Annotated in this window: 20 protein-coding genes and 1 tRNA gene; 15 read left to right on the top strand and 6 right to left on the bottom strand. The window is 65.5% G+C overall.

Annotated features, from left to right (window positions below):
- Positions 1-355 precede the first annotated feature (355 nt).
- Positions 356-432, bottom strand: a tRNA-Pro gene (locus QM612_RS08380).
- 114 nt (positions 433-546) lie between these two features.
- Between QM612_RS08380 and hisS the strand changes: the two genes are divergently transcribed.
- From hisS to hisIE, 11 genes are all read left to right on the top strand, one after another.
- Positions 547-1917: a histidine--tRNA ligase gene (hisS, locus tag QM612_RS08375; RefSeq protein ID WP_415253442.1), complete on the top strand. Its 1371-nt coding sequence runs from the start codon at positions 547-549 to the stop codon at positions 1915-1917.
- Between the two features lie 130 nt (positions 1918-2047).
- Complete coding sequence (locus QM612_RS08370) at positions 2048-3943, top strand: HAL/PAL/TAL family ammonia-lyase (RefSeq protein WP_415253441.1); 1896 nt, start codon at positions 2048-2050, stop codon at positions 3941-3943.
- Between the two features lie 126 nt (positions 3944-4069).
- Positions 4070-4390, top strand: coding sequence for a YerC/YecD family TrpR-related protein (locus tag QM612_RS08365; protein WP_415253440.1), 321 nt, complete (start codon positions 4070-4072; stop codon positions 4388-4390).
- A 10-nt stretch (positions 4391-4400) separates the two neighbouring features.
- Positions 4401-5315, top strand: coding sequence for an ATP phosphoribosyltransferase (gene hisG, locus QM612_RS08360; RefSeq protein WP_415253439.1), 915 nt, complete (start codon positions 4401-4403; stop codon positions 5313-5315).
- A complete protein-coding gene (hisD, locus tag QM612_RS08355; protein WP_415253438.1) occupies positions 5312-6610 on the top strand; it encodes a histidinol dehydrogenase in 1299 nt (432 codons plus the stop codon). Before hisG ends, hisD begins: the two co-directional genes overlap by 4 nt.
- Positions 6607-7698: a histidinol-phosphate transaminase gene (gene hisC, locus QM612_RS08350; RefSeq protein ID WP_415253437.1), complete on the top strand. Its 1092-nt coding sequence runs from the start codon at positions 6607-6609 to the stop codon at positions 7696-7698. Before hisD ends, hisC begins: the two co-directional genes overlap by 4 nt.
- Positions 7695-8774, top strand: coding sequence for a bifunctional histidinol-phosphatase/imidazoleglycerol-phosphate dehydratase HisB (hisB, locus tag QM612_RS08345; RefSeq protein ID WP_415253436.1), 1080 nt, complete (start codon positions 7695-7697; stop codon positions 8772-8774). Before hisC ends, hisB begins: the two co-directional genes overlap by 4 nt.
- On the top strand, positions 8771-9376 hold the full coding sequence (gene hisH / locus QM612_RS08340; protein WP_415253435.1) for an imidazole glycerol phosphate synthase subunit HisH: 606 nt from the start codon (positions 8771-8773) through the stop codon (positions 9374-9376). The genes hisB and hisH overlap by 4 nt, the downstream gene beginning before the upstream one ends.
- Positions 9373-10107 (top strand): 1-(5-phosphoribosyl)-5-[(5-phosphoribosylamino)methylideneamino]imidazole-4-carboxamide isomerase, encoded by a 735-nt coding sequence (gene hisA, locus QM612_RS08335; RefSeq protein ID WP_415253434.1) that lies wholly within the window; start codon positions 9373-9375, stop codon positions 10105-10107. Before hisH ends, hisA begins: the two co-directional genes overlap by 4 nt.
- Complete coding sequence (hisF, locus tag QM612_RS08330; RefSeq protein WP_415253433.1) at positions 10101-10871, top strand: imidazole glycerol phosphate synthase subunit HisF; 771 nt, start codon at positions 10101-10103, stop codon at positions 10869-10871. Before hisA ends, hisF begins: the two co-directional genes overlap by 7 nt.
- Positions 10868-11467 (top strand): bifunctional phosphoribosyl-AMP cyclohydrolase/phosphoribosyl-ATP diphosphatase HisIE, encoded by a 600-nt coding sequence (gene hisIE / locus QM612_RS08325; RefSeq protein WP_415253432.1) that lies wholly within the window; start codon positions 10868-10870, stop codon positions 11465-11467. The genes hisF and hisIE overlap by 4 nt, the downstream gene beginning before the upstream one ends.
- A gap of 5 nt (positions 11468-11472) precedes the next feature.
- On the opposite strand, the gene QM612_RS08320 is transcribed toward hisIE, so the two are convergent.
- A complete protein-coding gene (locus QM612_RS08320; protein ID WP_415253431.1) occupies positions 11473-13332 on the bottom strand; it encodes a 7TM diverse intracellular signaling domain-containing protein in 1860 nt (619 codons plus the stop codon).
- Positions 13333-13380: 48 nt separating this feature from the next.
- Here QM612_RS08320 and QM612_RS08315 point away from each other — a divergent pair, with 48 nt between their 5' ends.
- Positions 13381-14805, top strand: a complete 1425-nt coding sequence (locus tag QM612_RS08315) for a calcineurin-like phosphoesterase C-terminal domain-containing protein (protein WP_415253430.1) — start codon at positions 13381-13383, stop codon at positions 14803-14805.
- Positions 14781-15677, top strand: a complete 897-nt coding sequence (locus QM612_RS08310) for an acyltransferase (protein ID WP_415253429.1) — start codon at positions 14781-14783, stop codon at positions 15675-15677. The genes QM612_RS08315 and QM612_RS08310 overlap by 25 nt, the downstream gene beginning before the upstream one ends.
- Here the strand turns inward: QM612_RS08310 and QM612_RS08305 are convergent.
- Positions 15667-16509, bottom strand: a complete 843-nt coding sequence (locus tag QM612_RS08305; protein WP_415253428.1) for a class I SAM-dependent methyltransferase — start codon at positions 16507-16509, stop codon at positions 15667-15669. The genes QM612_RS08310 and QM612_RS08305 overlap by 11 nt on opposite strands.
- 47 nt (positions 16510-16556) lie before the next feature.
- A complete protein-coding gene (locus QM612_RS08300) occupies positions 16557-17666 on the bottom strand; it encodes a tetratricopeptide repeat protein (protein ID WP_415253427.1) in 1110 nt (369 codons plus the stop codon).
- A 110-nt stretch (positions 17667-17776) separates the two neighbouring features.
- Between QM612_RS08300 and QM612_RS08295 the strand changes: the two genes are divergently transcribed.
- Positions 17777-18691 carry a M14 family metallocarboxypeptidase gene (locus QM612_RS08295; protein WP_415253445.1) on the top strand — a complete coding sequence of 305 codons (915 nt, stop codon included), beginning with the start codon at positions 17777-17779 and terminating at the stop codon, positions 18689-18691.
- Positions 18692-18763: 72 nt separating this feature from the next.
- Here the strand turns inward: QM612_RS08295 and QM612_RS08290 are convergent, their stop codons facing one another.
- A complete protein-coding gene (locus tag QM612_RS08290) occupies positions 18764-20311 on the bottom strand; it encodes an amino acid permease (protein ID WP_415253426.1) in 1548 nt (515 codons plus the stop codon).
- A 152-nt stretch (positions 20312-20463) separates the two neighbouring features.
- On the opposite strand from QM612_RS08290, the gene QM612_RS08285 reads away from it, so the two are divergent.
- Positions 20464-21024, top strand: a complete 561-nt coding sequence (locus QM612_RS08285; RefSeq protein ID WP_415253425.1) for an NUDIX hydrolase — start codon at positions 20464-20466, stop codon at positions 21022-21024.
- Positions 21025-21082: 58 nt separating this feature from the next.
- Here the strand turns inward: QM612_RS08285 and serA are convergent, their stop codons facing one another.
- Positions 21083-22324: a phosphoglycerate dehydrogenase gene (gene serA / locus QM612_RS08280; RefSeq protein ID WP_415253424.1), complete on the bottom strand. Its 1242-nt coding sequence runs from the start codon at positions 22322-22324 to the stop codon at positions 21083-21085.
- Positions 22325-22490 lie beyond the last annotated feature (166 nt).

Genomic DNA, 22490 nt, shown 5'->3' with positions numbered 1-22490 from the left:
TGCGGGCTGCGGGCTGCGGGCTGCGGGCTGCGGGCTGCGGGCTGCGGGCTGCGGGCTGCGGGCTGCGGGCTGCGGGCTGCGGGCTGCGGGCAAAGCGGGTGTTCAAACGGGTAGCCATCAAGATTTCCCCTGTGAGGTATTCATTGCGATACGTGAACCGGATCCCCCGGCAGGCCGACATTAACAAGGGATTAACCGAATTGCCACTGCCTTCTCACGGGCTTGTAGAGGCAGTATGTGGGTTCTGGCGCGTGGCGTCGTAAGGTCGGTCTGACCTCATTGTGCAATGGGTGCTGCCGATGTTGGCCACAAAAAAACCGCCTTTCGGCGGTTTTTCGCAAATCATTGATTTGATTGGTCGGGGAGACAGGATTCGAACCTGCGACCTCTACGTCCCGAACGTAGCGCTCTACCAGACTGAGCTACACCCCGACGGTGCAGAGCCGCGCATTTTAGGGGCTGGCCGAGGGATGGGCAAGTGGGCAGGCGGGGAGGGCCGGGCGGCGGCTAAACTAGGCGTCTTGCCTGGATGCCTCGGAGTGCCCCTTGATCAAGCCGCGTACCCCGCCGGGGGTGATGGAACTGCTGCCCCGCGACCAGATCGCCTTCCAGCGCATGCTGGACACGATCCGCCAGACCTTCGAGCGCTTCGGCTTCCTGCCGGTGGAAACGCCGGTGATGGAATTGTCCGAAGTGCTGCTGACCAAGTCCGGCGGCGAAACCGAGCGGCAGGTCTATTTCGTGCAATCGACGGGTGCGCTCGAAAAATCCGGCGACGGCCTGCCGGAGCTGGCGCTGCGCTTCGACCTGACTGTGCCGTTGGCGCGCTTTGTTGCCGAGCACGAGCATGACCTCGCATTTCCGTTCCGCCGCTACCAGATGCAGCGCGTCTATCGTGGCGAGCGTGCGCAGCGCGGGCGTTTTCGCGAGTTCTACCAGTGCGACATCGACGTGATCGGCAAGGATGCGCTGTCGCCGCGTTTCGATGCCGAAATCCCGGCGGTGATCGCGGCGGTGTTCGAACGCCTGGCCATCGGCGAGTTCACCATCCAGCTCAACCATCGCAAGCTGCTGCGCGGGTTCTTCGAAGGCCTTGGCATCGAAGGCGAGCAGCAGATGCTGGTACTGCGCGAGCTGGACAAGCTGGACAAGCGTGGCGCGGATGCGGTGCGGGCGACGCTGGCGGGCGAGGGCTTCGGTCTGCCCTTTGATGTCATCGACAAGTTGATGGCGTTCTCGCAAGTGCGCTCGCATGGGCATGCGGACGCGCTGGCGAAACTCGATGCGCTGGGCGCGGGCACGCCGCTGTTCGAGGAAGGGCGCGCCGAATTGCGCGCGATCCTGTCGCAGCTGAAGGCGCTGGGCGTGGCGGAGTCGCGCTATGCACTGAACCTGTCGATTGCGCGTGGCCTCGATTACTACACCGGCATCGTCTATGAGACAACGCTGGACGCCTATCCGCAGATCGGCTCGATCTGTTCGGGTGGGCGCTACGAAAATCTCGCAGGCCACTACACCAAATCGAAGTTGCCTGGCGTGGGCATTTCCATCGGCCTGACCCGGCTGTTCTTCCAGCTGAAGGAGGCCGGCATCGTCAACACCGCCGACAGTTCGGTCGATGTGCTGATGGCACTGCTGGACGATGCGGGCCTCGCGCACGCGCTGGGCTTGTCGCAGCGCCTGCGTGCTGCCGGGCTGAATGTCGAAACCCAGCTGGAGCCGCGCAAGCTGGCGAAGCAGTTGCAGTACGCCGACAAGGCCGGCATCCGCTTCGTGGTGATGCACGGCGAGGATGAGGCCGCGCGCGGCGTGGTGGCGGTCAAGGATCTGCGCCGGGGCGAGCAGTTTGAGGTGGCGGAGGCAGAGCTGGCTTCGACCTTGCTGATCGAACGCGAACAACTGCGCGCGCTTGGTTAATGCCTTCAAGCCCTCCCCTTCAAGGGGAGGGTGGGGTGTGGATGGTGTCAATCGACGCTGCCGCAACCCCCATCCCCATCCCGGCCTTCCCCTTGAAGGGGAAGGAGAACAACAACAGCGAGTCACGCGAATGCACCCCATCCTGCTCGACGGATACTCCCTTTCCCGCGCCCAGCTTGCCGCCGTGGCGCACGGTGCCACGGTCGAGCTGGATGCAGGTGCATTGCGCAACGTGGCGCGTGCTGCGGATTTTCTTGCCGCGCAGGTGGAGAAGCAGGAGCCGATCTACGGCGTGTCCACAGGTTTTGGCAGCAATGCCGACAAGCTGCTGGGCGCGCATCCGCTGCGCGATGAACTGCCGGGTGCGAAGCCTTCCGGGCAGTCGCCGCATATCGAGTTGCAACGCAACCTGATCGTCACCCATGCGGTGTGCGTGGGCGAACCGTTCGCGCCGGATGTTGTGCGCGCGATGCTGTGCATCCGCATCAACACGCTGCTGCGCGGGCATTCCGGCATCCGCGTGCAGACCTTGCAGGCGCTTGCTGACATGCTCAATGCCGGCATCGTGCCGGTGGTGCCGCAGCTTGGTTCCGTTGGTGCATCGGGCGATCTTGCGCCGCTGTCGCATCTGGCCATCGTGCTGCTGGGTGGCGGCGAAGCCTTTGTCAATGGACAGCGCATGTCCGGTGCCGACGCGCTGGCGCGCAAGGGCTTGAAGCCGGTTGAGCTGTCGTACAAGGAAGGTTTGGCGCTGAACAACGGCACCGCACAAATGCTGGCGACCGGCGTGCTGGCGGTGCAGCAACTGGAAGACCTGCTGGACACCGCCGATCTTGCGGCGGCGATGACCATTGACGCTTTCGCTGGCCGTCTTGGCGCGTTCGCGCCGGAAGTGCATGCGCTGCGCCCGCATCCCGGGCAGGTAAAGACGGCGACCAACCTGCTGCGCTTGCTGCAAGGCTCCACGTTGTCGGACATCGCCTATCACCTTGTACCGAAGTTCCGCCAATGGTTGCCGACAAGCTGGGACACCCCGGCGGCGCAGGCATTGAGTTTCGACATCGGCTGGGACTGGGTGCCGCTGACCCAGCGCCACGGCCGCGAGAAGTTCTACCAGCGCTTTCTGCCGTTCCGTGGTGGCAAGAAGCACCAGCCGCAGGACAGCTATTCGCTGCGCTGCATCCCGCAGGTACACGGCGCGGTGCGCGATGCGCTGGAGCAGGCCAAGCGCGTGCTCGACATCGAATTGAACGCAGTGACCGACAACCCGCTGGTGTTCCCGGATGCGCAGGCCGAGCACGTCGAGCAGCAGGTGATTTCCGCCGGGCATTTCCACGGCATGCCGCTGGCGTTGGCGATGAGCTACCTGAAGGCGGCGATCCCGGTGCTGGCCTCGATCAGTGAGCGCCGCCTCAACAAGCTGGTCGATCCCGCCACCAATGACGGCCTGCCGGCATTCCTGATCGGCAACGAGGACGGCACGGAGTCCGGCCACATGATCGTGCAATACACGGCGGCAGCCATCGTCAACGACCTTGCCAGCCGCGCGATGCCGGCCTCCGTCTATTCGGTGCCAACATCAGCCAATGCCGAGGACCACGTCTCGATGGGCGCGAACGAGGCCCGCCACGTGCTGGCGATGGCGTACGATCTGGGCAAGGTGCTGGGACTGGAGCTTTACACCGCCGCGCAGGCGCTCGACTTGCGCCGCGACATGATTAATGCCGCCCGCGATTTGGCCGGCCGTGCCGATGCCGAAGCCTTCGCATCAAAAGTGCAGGGCGGGCCGCTGCCGGATGCGGCGGATCGCGCCGCCTTCCTCGCCGAGGTCGATGCCCTGCGCGCACAACTGGCGGATGCCGACGAGTTCAGGCCGGGCCGGGCCGTGGCCGCAGCGCATGCCGCCATCCGCGCCCGCATCCCGTTCCTCGACCGCGACCGCGCACTGGACGGCGAAGTCGCCACCGCCGTGAGGATGGTGGCCGACGGCAGCGTGCTGGCGGCTGCGCGGGCGGCGTTGGGTTGATACCCCCGGCTTCGTTCTTTCCTGAGAAGGCTTGTTCTGCACGACCCGATCGTTGGGGTTGACGCTGCACATAATCGCAGGTTAACGTATTAATGCGCTAACACATTAATTCGATAAATCACTGCGATGAAACACCGCGCCGAACCCCTGATGCCCTATGACGCCGCCGTCGCCATCGAAGGCTTGGGGGAGGCATTGGCTGCACTCAAAGGCCCGAAGGAGATCCAGTCCTTCCTCGAAGACCTGTGTACCCCCGCCGAACTGGAAGCCATGGGCGACCGCTGGCGGGTGGTGCCGCAGTTGTTGCAGGGCGTGCCGTATCGCGAAATCCACGACCGCACGCTGGTCAGCGTGACCACCATCGGTCGCGTTGCGCGCTGCCTTGAACGCGGCACCGGCGGTTACCGCACCGCCGCCCGCCGCCTTGGCATCACCGACTCCCACTAAGGCACCCGCCATGACACCTGCCGCGAATCCTGCGGTGCGCGACCGACTGCGCATCGCCATCCAGAAATCCGGACGCCTGAGCGAACCGGCGCGTGCGCTGCTGGCCTCGTCCGGCCTGAGCTGGCGCGAAAGCCGCGACAAGCTGTTCTGCTATGGCGAATCGCTGCCCATCGATCTGCTGCTGGTGCGCGATGACGACATTCCCGGCCTGATTGCCGATGGCGTGTGCGACCTCGGCATCGTCGGTCGCAACGTGCTGGCCGAACAAGCTGGCGAGCGCGTGGAAACCGGCAAGCCGGAGCTGTTCCGCGAATGGCGCGCGCTGGGTTTCGGCGGTTGCCGCCTGTCGTTGGCGGTGCCGGAGGATTGGGACTGGCAAGGCCCGCAGCAATTGGCCGGCAAGCGCATCGCCACCACTTATCCCAATCAGTTGCGTGCGTGGCTGCGCGCGCAGGGCGTGGACGCGCAGCCGGTGGTGCTGAATGGTTCGGTGGAAATCGCGCCGCGCCTCGGGCAGGCCGACGTGGTCTGCGATCTGGTATCCAGCGGCGCAACGCTTGCCGCCAACCAGCTCAAGCCGGTGCTGGACATCATGCGCAGCGAAGCGGTGCTGGCCGGCCCGGCGCAGCCGTTCGGCGACGTGCGTGCGGAGCTGGCCGACCTGCTGCTGCGGCGCATGGACGGCGTGCTGCGCATCCGCGACAGCAAATTGCTGCTGTTCCAGGCCCCGCGCGATGCGGTCAAGCAACTGCTGCAACTGCTGCCGGATGCCGAACCGCCAACCATGTGCGCGGTCGATGGCGCGGACACGCTGGCCTTGCAGGCGTTGTGCCACGGCGCGATGACCTGGCAACGGCTGGAAGACCTCAAGCGCGCCGGCGCGCGTGGCCTGATGGTGCTGCCGGTGGAGCGGATGCTGGCATGAAGCGCATCGACTGGAACGCGCTGGATGCAGATGCGCGCGCTGCCGTGCTGCAACGCCCGGTGCAGGCGGTATCGGATGCGCTGAGCACGGGCGTACAGGCGATTTTCGATGCCGTCGAAGCACGTGGCGACGACGCACTGCGCGAGTTCACCGCGCGCTTCGATGGCGTGGGCTTGCAGGATTTCGAAGTGTGCGTGGGTGAGTTAGACGCCGCGCGAGCAACCGTATCCGCCGTGGTGCAGCAGGCCATTGCCGAAGCTGCATCGCGCATTGAAGCCTTTCATCGCGCCGGCATTGCGCAACCGTATGCAGTGGAAACCGCGCCGGGCCTGCTGTGCCAGCGCGTGCTGCGGCCCATCCCGCGTGTTGGCCTGTATGTGCCGGCGGGCAGTGCGCCACTGCCATCGACCGCGCTGATGTTGTGCATCCCGGCGCGACTTGCCGGCTGCGCCGAGATCATCCTGTGTACGCCGCCACGCAAGGACGGCAGCGCCGATCCCGCCGTGTTGCTGGCGGCGCAGCAGGCACCCGGCGTGCGCGTGTTCAAGCTCGGCGGTGCGCAGGCGATTGCGGCGATGGCATTGGGCACCACCAGCGTTCCACGCTGCGACAAACTCTTCGGGCCGGGCAACGGCTGGGTGGACGAAGCCAAGCGACAGGCCGCGCAGCGCCCCGGTGGTATCGCCATCGACATGCCCGCAGGCCCGTCCGAAGTGCTGGTGATTGCAGATGCCGGTGCAAATGCGGCCTTCGTCGCTGCCGATCTGTTGTCGCAGGCCGAACACGGCCCGGATTCGCAGGTGCTGCTGCTGACCGATAGCGCGGAACTGCTGGATGCGGTGTCCTTCGAAGTTGAAGCGCAGCTTGCACGCCTGCCGCGCGCCGATATCGCACGCCGCGCGCTGGAATCATCGCGGCTGGTGCTGGTGCGCGACATCGCGCAGGCCATCGAGGTGAGTGATGCCTACGCGCCCGAACACCTGATCCTGTCCGTGCGCGAGCCGCGCGCATGGCTGGAACGCATCGGCAATGCCGGCAGCATCTTCCTTGGCGACTGGACGCCGGAAGCGCTCGGCGACTATTGCAGCGGCAGCAACCACGTCCTGCCCACTGGCGGCGCGGCGCGCGCGTGGAGCGGGCTGTCGGTGGCGAGTTTCCAGAAAGCCATCACCGTGCAGGACGCCAGCCGTGCCGGCATCCGTGCAGCCGGCCCGTGCGCAGCCACGCTGGCGCATGCGGAAGGCCTGCAGGCGCATGCACGCGCTGTGGAACTGCGGCTGGAGCGTGCGGCATGAGCACGACAACGCAAGCATTGCTGCGCGAAGACCTGCGCGGCTTCGGCGGATACAAGTCGGCCCGCACTGACAAATTGGTGGGCGAGGTCTGGCTCAATGCCAATGAATCGGCCTGGGCGAATGCTTCGGATATTGATGCCAAGCTGCGCCGCTATCCGCAGCCGCAACCGGAGGCCTTGTGCGCAGGTTTGGCTGCGCTGTATGGCGTTGCGCCTGCGCAACTGCTGGTGGGGCGCGGCAGCGATGAAGGCATCGATCTGCTGGTGCGTGCGTTCTGCACGCCGGGGCAGGGCCGCATCGTGATCGCGCCGCCGGTGTTCGGCATGTATGCGGTGTGTGCGCGCCTGCACGCTGCGGGCATCGTGGAAGTGCCGCTGCGCGATGGTGATGCCGGCCTGTGCGCAGACCTGCAAGCGATGGGCGATGCTGCGCTGGAAAGCGGCGCATCGCTGCTGTTCCTGTGCTCGCCCGGCAACCCCTCCGGCGAATTGCTGGCATTGAACGACATCGCCGCACTGGCAAAGCGCTTGCAGGGCCGCTGCATCGTGGTCGTCGATGAGGCTTACATCGAATATGCCGATGCGCCTTCGGCGACGCTGCTGCTTGCCGAACACGACAACATCGCTGTGTTGCGCACCCTGTCCAAGGCGCATGCGCTGGCCGCTGCACGCGTGGGCTGCGTGCTGGCATCGTCCGAAATGATCGAAGCCCTGCGCCGCTGTCAGGCACCGTATCCGATGCCGCAGCCCGTCGTGGATGCAGCGCTGGCAGCGCTGGAACCGCAGGCGCTGTCTGCAACCTCGGAACGCATTGCGCAGGTGTTGGAATCGCGCATGTGGCTGGCCGACCGCCTGCGCCAATCGCCGGGTGTGCGCCGCGTCTATCCCTCCGCAGGCAACTTCCTGCTGGTGCGGTTTGCCGATGCCGATGCCACCTTCACCGCATTGCTTGCAGCGGGCGTGGTGGTGCGCGACATGCGCGCGATGCCACAACTCGGCGACGCCCTGCGCATCAGCATCGGCACGTCGGGAGAATGCAGGTGCGTGCTGATCGCGCTGGCTGCAAGCGGTACGGAGAAAGCGGCATGAGCGGCACGCCCATCATGTTCGTGGATCGCGATGGCACACTGATCGAGGAGCCGCAAGATTTCCAGATCGACGCCTTCGAAAAGCTGCGCTTCGTGCAGGGCGTGATCCCGGCGCTGCTGAAACTGCGCGATGCCGGCTATCAGTTCGTGATCGTCAGCAATCAGGACGGACTCGGCACTGATGCCTATCCGCGCGACACCTTCGATGGCCCGCATGACTTGATGATGCAGGTGTTCGAAAGCCAGGGCATTCGCTTCCGTGACGTGTTGATCGATGAAAGCTTCCCGCACGAGAACAAGCCGACCCGCAAGCCCGGCATCGGCATGATGCTGGGCTATCTGCAGGATCGCGGCATAGACTGGGCGCGCTCGGCGATGGTGGGGGATCGTCCTACCGACATCGAGTTTGCAGAAAACATGCGCATCCGTGGCTTCCAGCTTGCCACCGCGCAATTCGGCGGCGAGTGGGATTGGGCCGGCATTGCGCATGCGCTTGCCGATGCGCCGCGCCGTGCCGTGGTCCAGCGCAACACGAAGGAAACGAAGATTCGCGTTGAAGTGGATCTGGACCGCGTGGCCGAGCCGCGCATCCAAACCGGCCTGCCGTTCTTCGACCACATGCTGGAGCAGATCGGCAAGCACGGCGGCTTTGCGCTGGACGTTCGCACCGATGGCGACCTGAACATCGACGAGCACCACACGGTGGAAGACACCGGGCTTGCGCTGGGGCAGGCGCTGCGCGAAGCACTGGGCGACAAGCGCGGCATCGGCCGCTATGGCTTCACCCTGCCGATGGACGAAACGCTGGCAAGCGCCGCGCTGGATTTCAGTGGACGCCCGTATTTCGTGTTTGAAGGTGAGTTCAAGCGCGAACGTGTTGGCGACTTGCCCACCGAGCTGGTGCCGCATTTCTTTCGTTCGCTCTGTGATGCGTCGGGCTTGAATCTCAACATGAAAGTGCAGGGCGAAAACGACCACCACAAGGTCGAAGCCTGCTTCAAGGCGCTTGCGCGCGCACTGCGGCAGGCGATCCGCCGCGAAGGCGCGGAATTGCCATCGACCAAGGGCATGCTGTGAGCGCGGTTGCACTGATTGACGCGGGCGGTGCCAATCTCGGTTCGGTGCGTTATGCGCTGGAACGCTTGGGTGTGGATGCGCGCATCGTGCGCGATGGCGACGGCTTGCGCGATGCGCAGCGGGTGATCCTGCCCGGTGTTGGCGCGGCGCGGCCCGCAATGGTGTTGCTGCGTGAGCGCGGCTTGCTGGAACCCTTGCGTGCGCTGCAGGTGCCGCTGCTTGGCATCTGCCTGGGCATGCAATTGCTGTTTGAATCGTCCGAAGAGGGTGATGTCGAATGTCTCGGCTTGTTGCCGGGGCGCGTGCGCAAGCTGGCCGGTGGCGCGGGTTTGCGGGTGCCGCATATGGGCTGGAACGCTTTGGAAAAAGTGACCGATTCACAGTTGCTGGCCGGCGTTGGCGAAAGCGATCAAGCTTATTTCGTGCATGGCTATGCCGCGCCCGTCACGCAGGATTGCATCGCCGCCTGCACGCACGGCGAGCGCTTCGCCGCGATGGTGCGCAGTGGCAATGTTGCCGGCGCGCAGTTCCACCCCGAGCGTTCCGCCGCCGTTGGCGCGCGGCTGCTTTCCAACTTCCTGCAATGGGATGGCCGCGCATGAGCTTCATCTTCTATCCCGCCATCGACGTGCGCGACGGTCGCGTGGTGCGCCTGCGGCAGGGCGACTATGCCGATGAAACCCGCTATGGCGACGATCCGCTGGCCTTCATCGCGCGCTATGCGGATGCCGGCGCGACCTGGTTGCATCTGGTCGATCTGGATGCGGCGCGCGCTGGCGGCTACACGCTGCTGCCGCTGCTGCGCGAGATCACCAGGCACACGGGCTTGAAAGTGCAAACCGGTGGCGGCGTGCGCAGCCGCGACGACGTGGCGGCGATCCTCGATGCCGGCGCAGCGCGGGTGGTGATCGGTTCGCTGGCAGTGCGCGCGCCGGACACGGTGCTGGCGTGGCTGGCCGAGTTTGGCGGTGAACGCATCACCGTTGCGCTGGATACGCGGCAGGACGAATCCGATGCTTGGCGTTTGCCGGTACATGGCTGGACGGAAACCGCAGCGGAAACGCTGGATGAGTTGGCGGTGCGCTATGCCGATGCCGGCCTGCGCCACCTGCTGTGTACCGACATTGCCCGCGACGGCATGCTGGCCGGCCCCAATCTCGACCTGTATCGCCATCTGCGCGCCATCGCACCGGCGCTTGCGGTGCAGGCCAGCGGCGGCGTGCGTGACGTGGCCGACGTGGCCGCATGCCGCGATGCAGGCTGCGCAGGCGCGGTGCTGGGCAAGGCGCTGCTGGAAGGCCGCATTGACTTGTGCGAGGCGCTGGCATGCTGAGCCGCCGCCTCATTCCCTGCCTTGACGTGCGCGATGGTCGCGTGGTCAAGGGCGTGCGTTTTCGCGACCACATCGACATGGGCGACATCGTGGAACTGGCGATGCGCTATCGCGATGCCGGTGCGGACGAACTGGTGTTCTACGACATCACCGCCAGCCCGCAGGGGCGCAGCGTGGAGCGTGGCTGGGTGGAGCGGGTCGCGCGCGTCATCGACATTCCGTTCTGCGTGGCGGGCGGTATTCGCAGCGTTGAGGATGCGCGCGCGGTGCTGTTGGCCGGTGCCGACAAGATTTCGATCAACACCCCGGCACTGGAACGGCCCGCACTGATTTCCGAACTGGCCGAGGCCTTTGGCGTGCAGTGCGTGGTGGTGGGCATCGATTCCGTGCGCGAGGCGGACGGGCAATGGCGCGTGCGCACGCACACCGGCAATCCGGATGCGATGCGCGCGCCCGGCAAGCGCACGCTGGATTGGGTGCGTGAGGCGCAGGTGTTGGGTGCGGGTGAGATCGTGCTCAACTGCATGGGCAGCGACGGCGTGCGCACGGGCTACGACATCGAACAATTGCAGGCAGTACGCGCGGCCTGCGACGTGCCGCTGGTTGCTTCCGGTGGCGCAGGTGAAGCCGAGCATTTCGCCGAGGCTTTCCGCGTTGCCGACGTGGATGCCGCACTGGCCGCCAGCGTGTTCCATTCCGGCGCGGTGGAAATCCCCGCGCTCAAACAGTTCCTGCACGGGCAGGGCATTCAGGTGCGACTGTGAACTTCGAGATTGATGCGCTTGCGTGGGACAAGCAGGACGGCCTGCTGCCGGCCATCGTGCAGGACGCGGCCACGCGGCGCGTGCTGATGCTGGGCTACATGAATCGCGAAGCGCTCACCGCCACGCTGGGCAGCGGCAAGGTCACCTTCTTCAGCCGCAGCAAACAGCGACTGTGGATGAAGGGCGAAAGCTCCGGTGACGTGCTGGAACTTGCCGGCATCGAAACCGATTGCGATGCCGATACCCTTCTGGTGCAGGCGCATCCGCGCGGCCCGACCTGCCATCTCAAGCGCGTCAGCTGTTTTCCCGCCGCTCCGAGCGACGAATTGGCGGAGCTCGATGCATTGATCGCGCAGCGCGAACGCGAGCGTCCGGCAGGCAGTTACACCACCAAATTGTTTGAATCCGGCATTCGCCGCATGGCCCAGAAAGTGGGCGAGGAAGGCGTGGAAACCGCGCTGGCGGCGGTAGCGCAGGACGAGGACGCATTGCTGGGCGAGGCTGCCGACCTGCTGTACCACCTGATCGTGTTGTTGCGCGCGCGCGGGCTGTCGCTGGCCGATGCGCTGCGCGTGCTGGAAGCGCGGCGCGGCTGAGGCTGTCAGGCCACGCTCATCGAATGCCGCACGCAGTTGCGGCCATCGTCCTTGGCGCGATACAGCGCTTCGTCTGCATTGCGGATCGCGTCTTCCGGGGCACTGCCGCGATCACCGGCGATGGTGTGAACGCCAATGCTCACGCTGAGCCGGATCGCATTGCTGCCGCAGATGACCGGTGTCTGCTGGATGCGCAGGCGGATCGCTTCGGCCAGTTGCAGCGCTTCCGGCGGCTGGAAGCCGGGCAGCAGCACCACGAACTCCTCGCCACCAAAGCGCGCCACAAGGCCACCGCGCGGCGTCGCCACATCCTCGATGCAGCGTGCCGCCGCGCCCAGGCATTCGTCGCCGGCCAGATGGCCGTAGCCATCGTTGATCCGCTTGAAGTGATCCAGATCCAGCAGCAGCAGCGCGAGCGGCTGGCCGCTGTCGCGGCGCGCATCCAGCATTGATTGCAATGCTTCGCGGAAGTGCCGGCGGTTGTACACGCCGGTCAGCGGGTCGCGCCGGCTGTACTCGCGCAATTGCACATTGGCTTCGCCCAGTTGTGCCATGGCTGCGCGCAGTTCGCGCGTGCGTTCGATGACGCTGCGTTCAAGCCGCTCGTTGGTTTCCTGCACGATGCGGATGTTCTCGTTGCGCAGGCTGGCATAGCGCGTGCCCAGTGCCAGCGAGAGCAGCAGCATTTCCAGCGCCGAACCGATTTGCACGCCGTTGTGCGTCCAGAAGTTGACGGGCAGCACACCGAAGGCAAGCAGGGTGAAGGCGGCGGTGCCGAGCAGGAACAGCGTCCATGCCAGCAGGAGCAGCTGCGCGGGACGATAGCCGCGCCGCAGCATCACGATGGTGGCGGCGATGATCCAGACCACGCCGAACAACACCGCGCGTGAGGCCACCGGTGTGGCGATGCGGTAGGGCAACCAGAACGAGGCGATGCCCAGCACCAGGAAGAAGCCGGCCAGGCACAGGCTGACCCGGTTGCCCGCCGGCCAGCGTTCGCGCAGTTCCAGGAAGCTGCGTGTGAACAATTGCATGCCGATCAGCGCAAGGCAGATCGACATTGGCACCGAGGCGTCGGCCAACCACGGCGAGTTGGGCCACAGGTATTCAAAGCCGTAGCCATTGAGGGTGAACAGCACCAGCCCGAACGCGCCGGTATGCAGCAGATACCAGAAATAGCCGGCATCGCGCAGCATCAGCCACAGCACCAGGTTGTAGCAGAGCAGTGCCAGCACGATGCCGTAATAGATGCCGGTGGACAGTTGCGCGTCGCGCATCACCTCCGCCAGCGCGCGTGGGGTGTACAGCACAAGGGGCACCTGCATCGAGCTTTGGCTCTGCACGCGCAGCAGCAGTTCGACCGGTTCGTCGTGCGGCAGGTCGATGCGGAAATTGGGATGCCGGTAGCGGATGTAACGGCTGGAAAACGACACATGGTCGCCGCCGGTTTCATGCACGATGCGCCCGTCCGGGTAGCGCACATACAGGTCCAGCTTGTCGCTCAATGCGTATTCCTGCACCAGCAGCCAACGCGGTTCGTCGGCTTGCAGGTTGCGCAGCGGCAGGTGGAACCAGTAGGCACCAGTCTGGAAGCCGAATGCCGGGCTGCCATCCGGCAGCGGTGCAAAGCCGCCGCTGTCGGCGTGCTGGAAGGCATCGCCGTATCCGGCATTTGCCTGCGCATCGTGCCAGTACGTGAGTTTCGGACTGAGCGGGTAGCTGGATTCGCCGGGGCGCAGTTCCAGCGGCTCCGCTGCGCCTGCCGCCGGGCTTGCCAGGCAGGACAGGGCCAGTGCAGCCAGCAGCCATGCGCCCAGCACATGCCAGGCGGCCTGCATCCGCAACGGTCGGAAGATGCTCCCCATCGTTCAGGATTCTAGTGCAGTCGGGGCTGCCCGCGCATAATGCGTGGCATGTCGAGGATGTCCATTGCCATGCTGCTGCTGTTCGCAGTGGCCCAACTGCATGCAGCCCCTTCCACCTGCGTTCCGGTTGACGTGGAATCGCCGCTGCCCATGCCACGCCGGCACACCACGCAGGATGGGCCGGGTTGCATCCAGTACCGCAGGGTGCCGCGCGCCATCGGCGATGCCACGGCGCAGGTGCTGGTCTCCGGCGATCCGCAGGTGCAGACGGTCGAGGATGTCGATTACTACCGGCGCGACATCGTGGAGCCGCTGATCGGCAGGCATGGGGCAGGTCTTGGCATCACCCTGGGCGATCTGGTCGATGACGCGGTGCCGTTGCTGCCGGCGGTGAAGGCGCAAACCCAGCGGCTGGGCGTGCCGTGGCTGTTCGTGCCGGGCAACCACGATGTCGATCCGGGCGCGACCAGCGATGCAGAATCCCTGCACAACTTCCATCGCCACATCGGCCCGGACACGTTTGCGCGCGAAACGGCGCTTGCCAACTTCGTGGCGCTGGACGACGTGATCCTGCTGCCGGGGCAGCGGCCGGCCTACATCGGCGGCTTCCGCGAGGAGCAATTTGCCTTTCTCGAACGCTGGTTGCCCACCTTGCCAAAGGACAGGCTGCTGGTGCTGGCCATGCACATTCCGCTGTTCGATGACGAGGGCCGCGACACCTTCCGCGATGCCGACCGCGAGCGCCTGTTCGCGTTGTTGCAAGCGTTCCCGCATGTGCTGGTGCTGAGCGCGCACAGCCACGCCCAGCGGCACTTCCATCACGGCCCGGAAAGCGGCTGGCACGGCGCAGGGCGTCTGCACGAATACAACGTCGGCGCGGCCTGCGGCTCGTACTGGTCGGGCGTGCCGGATGCACAGGGCATCCCCGATGCCTCGATGGCGGACGGCACGCCAAATGGCTACGCGCTGCTGGGTCTGCATGCCGGTGGCGGCTACGACCTGCGCTGGTTCAATGCGCGCGATCCGGACGATGTGCAGATCGGCCTGCATGCCCCGAAGGTGCTGCGGCGCGGCGCGTATCCGGCCTGGGGCGTGTTCGCCAATGTGTTCATGGGCGATGACGAGACCCGTGTCGAGTTCCGCATCGACAGTGGCGAGTGGATGCCGATGAAGAAAGTGCTGCAACCCGACCCACGCCTGCTGGCGGAGAACCGCCGCGACGATGAAGCCGAAAGCTTGCGTGGCTACGACCGTTCGCCGGAGGCGCAGCCATCGCCGCATCTGTGGCGCGGTGCGCTGCCGACCAGGCTGGATGCCGGTGAACACCGCATCGAAGTGCGCGCCTTCGACCGCTGGCGTGGCGAAGTGCGTGCCAGCACGCAGTACCGGCTGGAAGACCATCCGGCGGATGCCGTGCCCTGCGACCCCTCACTCAACACCACCACGCCATGCGCCAGCTCCGCATCGTCCTGATTTTGCTGCTGGTTGCGGCCAGCACCACGCTGCACGTTCTTCCGCTGTTGCTGGTGGCGCTGGTGAAAGCGCTGCTGCCGTTCGAGCGCCTGCGGCTTGCGGCCAATTCGCTGTTGACCGGCCTTGCCGCAAGCTGGATCGGCTTCAACGGCTGGCTGTGGGACACATTCACGCAGACGCGCCTGATCGTGCATGGCGATGCCGACCTGCGCATGGACGGCCACTATCTGGTGCTGGCGAATCACCAGAGCTGGGTGGACATCCTTGTCTTGCAGAAGGTGTTCAACCGGCGCATCCCGCTGCTGCGCTTCTTCCTGAAACGGCAACTGTTCTGGGTGCCGCTGCTCGGGCTTGCATGGTGGGCGCTGGACTTCCCGTTCATGGGGCGATACACGAAGAAGCAGATCGCCAAGCGTCCGGAACTTGCCGGGCGCGACATCGAAGCCACCCGCCGCGCCTGCGAGAAGTTCCGCGCGATTCCGGTGTCGATCATGAACTTCGTCGAGGGCACGCGCTTCACCCCCGGCAAGCATGCGCGGCAGTCCTCGCCGTATCGGCATCTGCTCAAGCCGAAGTCCGGCGGCGTGGCTTTCGTGCTGGACGCGATGGGGCAGGGCCTGCATGCGGTGCTGGATGTCACCATCGCCTATCCCGGTGGACGGCCGTCGCTGGCCGATTTGCTGGCGGACGGCGTGCCCGAGGTCTGCGTGCAGATTCGCCAGCGCGAAATCCCCACGGAGTTGCTGTGCGGCGATTACCAGAACGACCGCGCCTTCCGCGCCCGCTTCCAGCAGTGGATGAACGGGCTGTGGGATCAGAAGGACACGGACATGGCCGCGCTGCTGGGCGAGGGCGAACGCCTCAGCGCCTGACCGCCAGCACGCCATCCAGCGCAAGTTCGGCGCGGAAGCCGGCGTTCTGCAACCGCTTCGCCACTTCGCGCGGCACGTCGCGGCCACTGGTCAGCTTGTTGGGCGCGCCCGTGTAGTGGAACAGCCGCGCGCCGCGTTTCAGCACACGCGCCAATTGGTCGTAGAACACCTGCGAATACAGTTCACCGGCAATGCCGAAGCGGGGCGGGTCATGCAATGCGGCATCGAACGAGGCATCGGGCAGCGTTGCAATCGCTTGCGACACGTCGCCATGCGCAAGCTGCAAACGGCCACCGGCCGCGGGTGATTCGGCATTGGGCGACCACGGGTTGAGCGTGCGCAGCCACAGTACATCCGGGTTCTTTTCGAAGGACTGTATCTTCGCCACGCCCGCATCAAGACAGCAGGCAGCGAAGTAACCCATCCCGCCGCAGGTGTCCAGAACGGTCTTGCCCTGCGGTGCGATCAGCGCGACCTTGCGGCGCGCATCGTCCAGCGGCGATTCCTTCGATGTCGGCAGCATCTTGATGCCGTCGATTTCGAAGGTCGGTACGTTCCACTGCGTCGGCACCAGCTTGATCAGCGAACCGGCATAGCGCGACACCGCAACGAAGGCTTCGCCATCCCACCAGTAGATCGTGCGTTCCTTCAGCTTGCCGGGATAGGGAAAGTGCAGCCCGTTCCATGCCCAGCCGTCCTCGCGCAGCGTGGCGGTGCCGCTGCTGCGCCCAAGATCGAGCGAACCTGTCCACGCGGACTTGCCGGCAGCGCGCGCGGCAAGCAGTGCTGCGGCGTTGTCGTGGGTGAGCAATGGGCCTATGTAGCGGGGCATGTGCCCATTATCAGCGGAAATCGTTGCTGCCCCGCATGGCCGTGCCGTCAGCGTTGCAGTTTGCGCAGCTTGTCCAGTTTGGCCTGATAGCGGTTGCGATGGGCGCTATCCAGTTTCTGCGCCTGCGCCATCGCGTTGATGGCCTGTGGGATGTCGCCCGCCCGCAGCCACAACCGTGCGCAGGCCAGATGGAACAGGGATTGGTTGTTGTCCAGCTTCACCGCGCGGCGGTAACGCTCCAGGGCAACGGCGTAATCGCCCTGTTTTTCCGCCAGATGCCCGAGCAGGAACTGATGCAGCGGATCGTTGCGACGCGCCTGCTCCGCGCGCTTGCGCCAGGCGTCAGCGTTGCGTGTGTCGCCCATGCGCTGGTAGTGCGCCACGATGTTGGCCAGTGCGCCACTGTGCGTGGGGTTGAGTGCCAGTGCCTTCAGCATGTTGCGTTCGGCTTCGATCCGGTCGCCACTGCGCTGTGCCAGTACACCGGCGTTGTTCCAGGCGCTGGCGTGATGGGCGTCCAGCTGCAGTGCCTTGTCCAGCCATGCGGCAGCATCCGCATCGTGGCCGTCCAGCATCAGCTCCATCGCCCGGTTGTTGTAGTAGTGCGAGAGCAGGCGCGCATCGGAAATGCGTTCTGGCGGCGAGTGGGTCAGCAACTGGTCGCTGGCAACGTCGATGGTGAAGCGGCGGTTGTCGGCCACGACGCCTGCATTGACGTGCATGTTCTGCACGAACACGTTGCCATCGTCGGTATCCCAGGTCAGCGTGCGCTCGATTTCCTGCGGGAACGCCTCGAGCCCCACCTCGCGCGCCAGTGCGATTGCAAGCAAGGTGAAGGTCAGGCAATTGGCCTTGCGGGTCTGGAAGACCTCGGCGACCGTGTGGGTGGCGGAGGCTTCGTATTCGATGCCAAGGCCATCCGCATCGAACATCAACGCGGCCAGCCGTTCCAGCCGTTTCTGGCGGGAGACGCTGGCATCGATGACCCGTTGCTGCACGATCGCCCGCAATTCAGGCGGCACTGCCATGACGGTTTCGGGGGCGGGCGGGATGGCGGGTGCCGCCATGACTTTGGCGATAGGCGTTGGCGCGGCGACCGTTGGCTGCGGCGGCGCGGATTGCGCTGCCAGCAAGGCTGCAAGCAGGAGAGTGACCATCGTGCAGCCCCTCCGAGGCGACTGTTCCCCCGCAGTCTAGACCCATTTCGGGCCGGCTCTACAATGCAGGCCGAGTACCCACCACGAAAGGACGCCAGCCCGTGTCGAACATCACGATTGCAGCCACCAACGGCACACCCGGACTGCCCTGGGGCGATGCCGAAAAAGCCGCGTGGCGGGCATCGAAGGCGAAGCGCCGCAGTTACTTTGATGACGTGCTGCCGCAGATCGATTCATTGCGCAGCGCGCTTGACGTGATCCAGTACGGTGAACTGGACTATGGCGACGATGGCCGCTACCCGCTGTTCGCATTGCGCAGCCGCGACTGGAACGATGCGCTGCCGGCTGCGCTGGTGACTGGTGGCGTGCATGGCTACGAAACCAGCGGTGTGCTCGGTGCGTTGCAGTTCGCGCAGCGGCATGCGGCCGATTACGCGGGGCGGGGCAATCTGCTCATCGCGCCCTGCGTCAGCCCGTGGGCCTATGAGCGCATCCAGCGCTGGAACCCGCACGCGCTCGATCCGAACCGCAATTTCTTCGCCGGCAGCCCGGCGGGTGAATCGGCGGCGTTGTGGGATTTGGTGCAACCGCTGCGCGGGCGCTTCCTGCTGCATATCGACCTGCACGAAACCACCGACAGCGATGAAACCGAGTTCCGCCCGGCGCTGGCCGCGCGCGATGGCAAGCCGTTCGAGCCGGGCACCATTGCCGATGGCTTCTATCTGTGCGCCGATGCACGCAATCCGCAGCCGGCATTCCAGCAGGCGGTGATCGAAGCAGTGGCGAAGGTGACCCACATCGCCCCGGCAGACCCGGATGGCACCATCATCGGATCAAAGGTCGTTGCGCATGGCGTGATCGAATACGACTACGTTCCGCTGGGCCTGTGCGGCGGCATCACCGGCGCGCGCTACACCACGACCACCGAGGTCTATCCCGACAGCCCGCGCGCCACGCCTGAGCAATGCAACGACGCGCAGGCGGCATCGGTCTGCGCGGCGCTGGATTACGCACTGGCCTCCTGATTCGACAAGCGGTTGCGCAAAGAAAAACCCGGCCAATGGCCGGGTTTTTCGTCATCGAATCATTCCGTTACTTCACGGGCCGGCGTTCGGCCCTTCCTGCACCAGCGGGTCAGGCTCCAGATTTGCCGCCTTGTGGCCTTGCAGCAGGTGTGCATTGCCGGGAGCCAGGTGGCTGCGGCGGCGGGCATAAAGGAAATAGACGATCAGGCCAAGCACCGCCCAGATGCAGAAGAACTTGATGGTCGGGTTCCAGCCCAGGCTGAAGAACAGCAGCAGGCTGCCGGCCACAGCCAGCGGGCCGACGATCCAGATCAGCGGGGTCTTGAACGGACGCGCGCGGCCCGGCTCCGTCTTGCGCAGGATCATCACGCCGATCGCCACTGCGGCGAAGGCGAACAGGGTGCCGGCATTGGAGATATCGGCCAGGATGTCCACCGGGAACAGCGCGGCGAAGAAGGCCACGAAGATGCCGGTGATCCAGGTGATGACGTGCGGGGTCTTGTACTTCGGATGCACTGCGGCCAGCTTTTCCGGCAGCAGGCCGTCACGCGACATCGTGAACAGGATGCGGGTCTGGCCGAACATCATCATCAGCACGACCGAGGGCAGGGCCAGGATCGCGGCCCAGCCAACCATGTCGCCGATCAGCGGGTAGCCGATGTCGCGCAGCACGAAGGCCAGCGGCTCCTTGCTTTCCGACAGCGCGCCGCCCGGCTGTGCGCCCGCCGAACCGACAGCGGTGTAGGCCACGAACAGATAGATGACGGTGCAAACCGCCAGCGAGCCGATCAGGCCGATCGGGATGTTGCGGTTCGGATTCTTGGTTTCTTCCGCAGCGGTGGAAACTGCGTCGAAACCGACATAGGCGAAGAAAATCGACGCCGCCGCGCCCAGCACGCCCACGCCGGAGAGTGGGGTGCCCCAGCCATTCGGCAGCATCGGCTCGAAATTGCTGCCTTGCACCTTGGGGAAGGCCAGCACGATGAAGGCAAGCAGGGCCACGATCTTGATCATCACCAGCACGGCGGTGACCTTGGCCGACTTGCTGGTGCCGGCAACCAGCAGCCAGGTGACCAGCAGGGCCAGCAGGAAGGCGATCAGGTTGAAGCCGCCCTTGTGCTCGACGCCGTCCACCATGTGCACAATGGCGCCGACGTCCTTGACGTGCTCGACCCAGAACGGGCCGGCGGTCAGGAAGTCGGGCAATCCGATGCCGTGATGGGCGAGGAAGCCGTTGGCATAGCCAGACCACCCGACAGACACCGCGCCCGCGGCGACCGCGTATTCAAGGATCAGCGCCCAGCCGACCATCCAGGCGACCACTTCGCCCAGCACCGCGTAGGAATAGGTGTAGGCGGAACCGGAGACCGGCACCATTGCCGCGATTTCGGAGTAGATCAGCGCGGTCAGCGCGCAGACGATGCCCGCGATCACGAAGGAATACATCATGCCCGGGCCGGCCTTGTTGGCGGCGACGGATGTCAGCACGAAGATGCCGGTGCCGATGACCGCGCCGATGCCGAGCATGGTCAGATCGAAGGCGCCAAGTTGGCGGGAGAGCGACCGCTTGCTGGCGGTTTCGAGAATCAGATCCAGCGGTTTCGTGCGTTCAAACAGCATCAGGTGGTTCCCCCGGGTTCTGGTGCAAGGGCGGTGCCGCGCTCGCGGGCCGCAAGTGAGCGACCTTATACGCACACGCCCAATCGACACAAGCACCGCAGGTGCCGGCGGGCGATAATGCCGCCCCATTCATTTATTTCGCACACCTGCGCATGGATGCCAATCCCGACGACGCCTTCGCTCTGGAGCTTGCCGGTTACGCGGCCCGCTGGCCGGTGGAGGCCAGCACCGTGGCGCTGTTCACCGAGCTGCTGGGCGATGCCGAAAACCCCTTTCGTCGCGAGCGCCTGGCCGGCCATTTCACTGCATCCTGCTGGCTGGTGGACCGCAGCGGCCAGCGCGTGCTGCTGACCCATCACCGCAAGCTGGGCCTGTGGCTGCAACTGGGCGGGCATGCCGACGGTGAGCGCGACCTGCGCATTGCCGCGCTGAAAGAGGCGCAGGAGGAGTCCGGCCTGCCCGGCCTTCGCATCGAAGGCAAAATCTTCGACCTTGACCGCCACTGGATCCCCGGACACATGGGCGTGCCGCCGCATTGGCACTATGACGTGCGCTATGTCGTCCACGCGGGCGAGGATGAGCGTTACACGGTCAGCGAGGAATCGCATGACCTGGCATGGCGGCGCATCGAGGAATTGGCAGCCGAGGCGGGTACCGACCCATCGGTGCGGCGCATGGCGCAGAAGTGGTTGGCGCGTACGTCGCGTTCGTAGGGGCAGGCCCCCGTGCCTGCCCACCATCAGGGCGACCACAGGGGGTGTCGCCCCTACGTCAATACAAAACCCGCGTCCGCAATGTCCCCGGAATCGCCGCCAGCGCCGCGCGCAGTTCACTGGCCTGCGCATCGTCCGCCGCCACGTCGATCACCACGTAGCCCACGTTCGGGTCGGTGCGCAGGAACTGGCCGTCGATGTTGATGCCGCGCTGGCCGAAGATTTCGTTGATCCGCGACAGCACGCCCGGCACGTTGCGGTGGATGTGCAGCAGGCGATGGCTGCCGGCATGCTCGGGCAGGGTGACTTCGGGGAAGTTCACGGCGGACAGCGTGCTGCCGTTGTCGCTGTAGCGCACCAGCTTGGCCGCGACCTCGATCCCGATGTTGTCCTGCGCCTCCAGCGTGCTGCCGCCGACGTGCGGGGTCAGGATCACGTTGTCGATGCCGCACAGCGGCGAGGTCAGTGGGTCGTCGTTGCCCTTGGGTTCTTCGGGGAACACATCGACCGCCGCGCCGCCGATGTGGCCGCAGCGCAGCGCCTCGGCCAGCGCATCGATATCGACCACCGTGCCGCGCGCGGCGTTGATGAAATGCGCGCCCGGCTTCATCTTCGCGAACTGTTCCGCGCCGATCATCCAGCGCGTTGCCGCCGTATCCGGCACGTGCAGCGTCACCACATCAGACGCCGCCAGCAGTTCGTCCAGATCACGCGCCGCGCGCGCATTGCCCAGCGAGAGCTTGGTTTCGATGTCATGGAACAACACCTGCATGCCCAGCGCTTCTGCCAGCACGCCGACCTGCGTGCCGATGTGGCCGTAGCCGACGATGCCCAGGGTCTTGCCGCGCGCCTCGTGGCTGCCGGCAGCCGATTTGCTCCAGCCGCCACGATGGCATTGCGTGGATTTTTGCGGGATGCCGCGCAACAGCATGATGGCCTCGGCCAGCACCAGCTCGGCCACGCTGCGGGTATTGGAATAGGGCGCGTTGAATACCGGGATGCCGGCCAGTTCCGCCGCTTCCAGATCAACCTGGTTGGTGCCGATGCAGAAGCAGCCGATGGCGAGCAGACGTCTGGCATCAAGCAGCACGTCGGCAGTCAACTGGGTGCGCGAACGGATGCCGATGAAATGCGCGTCGGCGATGGCCTTGCGCAGCTCGTCCTCGGGCAAGGACTTGGCGTGGGTGACGATATTGCTGTAGCCGGCGGCGCGGAAGGTTTCCACCGCGTTGGGGCTGATGCCTTCCAGCAGCAGGATCTTGATGTCCTGCTTGGGGTACGAGGTCTTCTTCGGGGCCATCGGTGCGCGGTGCGGCAAGGGGAGCCGCACTATGCCAGATGCCGGCGCGTTTTTGCCGCACTGCGTCATTCCATTTGCGCCAGGGCTCATGCGGCGGCGGGTCGCACAAACGTTGCGCCAGAAACCGACGCACGGTGCGGCTTCGGCGCGCTGGACGCATCGCGCC

Origin of the sequence: Thermomonas sp. (assembly GCF_047606765.1) — a bacterium.
Taxonomy (GTDB): Bacteria; Pseudomonadota; Gammaproteobacteria; order Xanthomonadales; family Xanthomonadaceae; genus Thermomonas.
The sequence above is the reverse complement of the archived record's forward strand: the minus strand, read 5'-3'. Positions and strand labels throughout refer to the sequence as shown.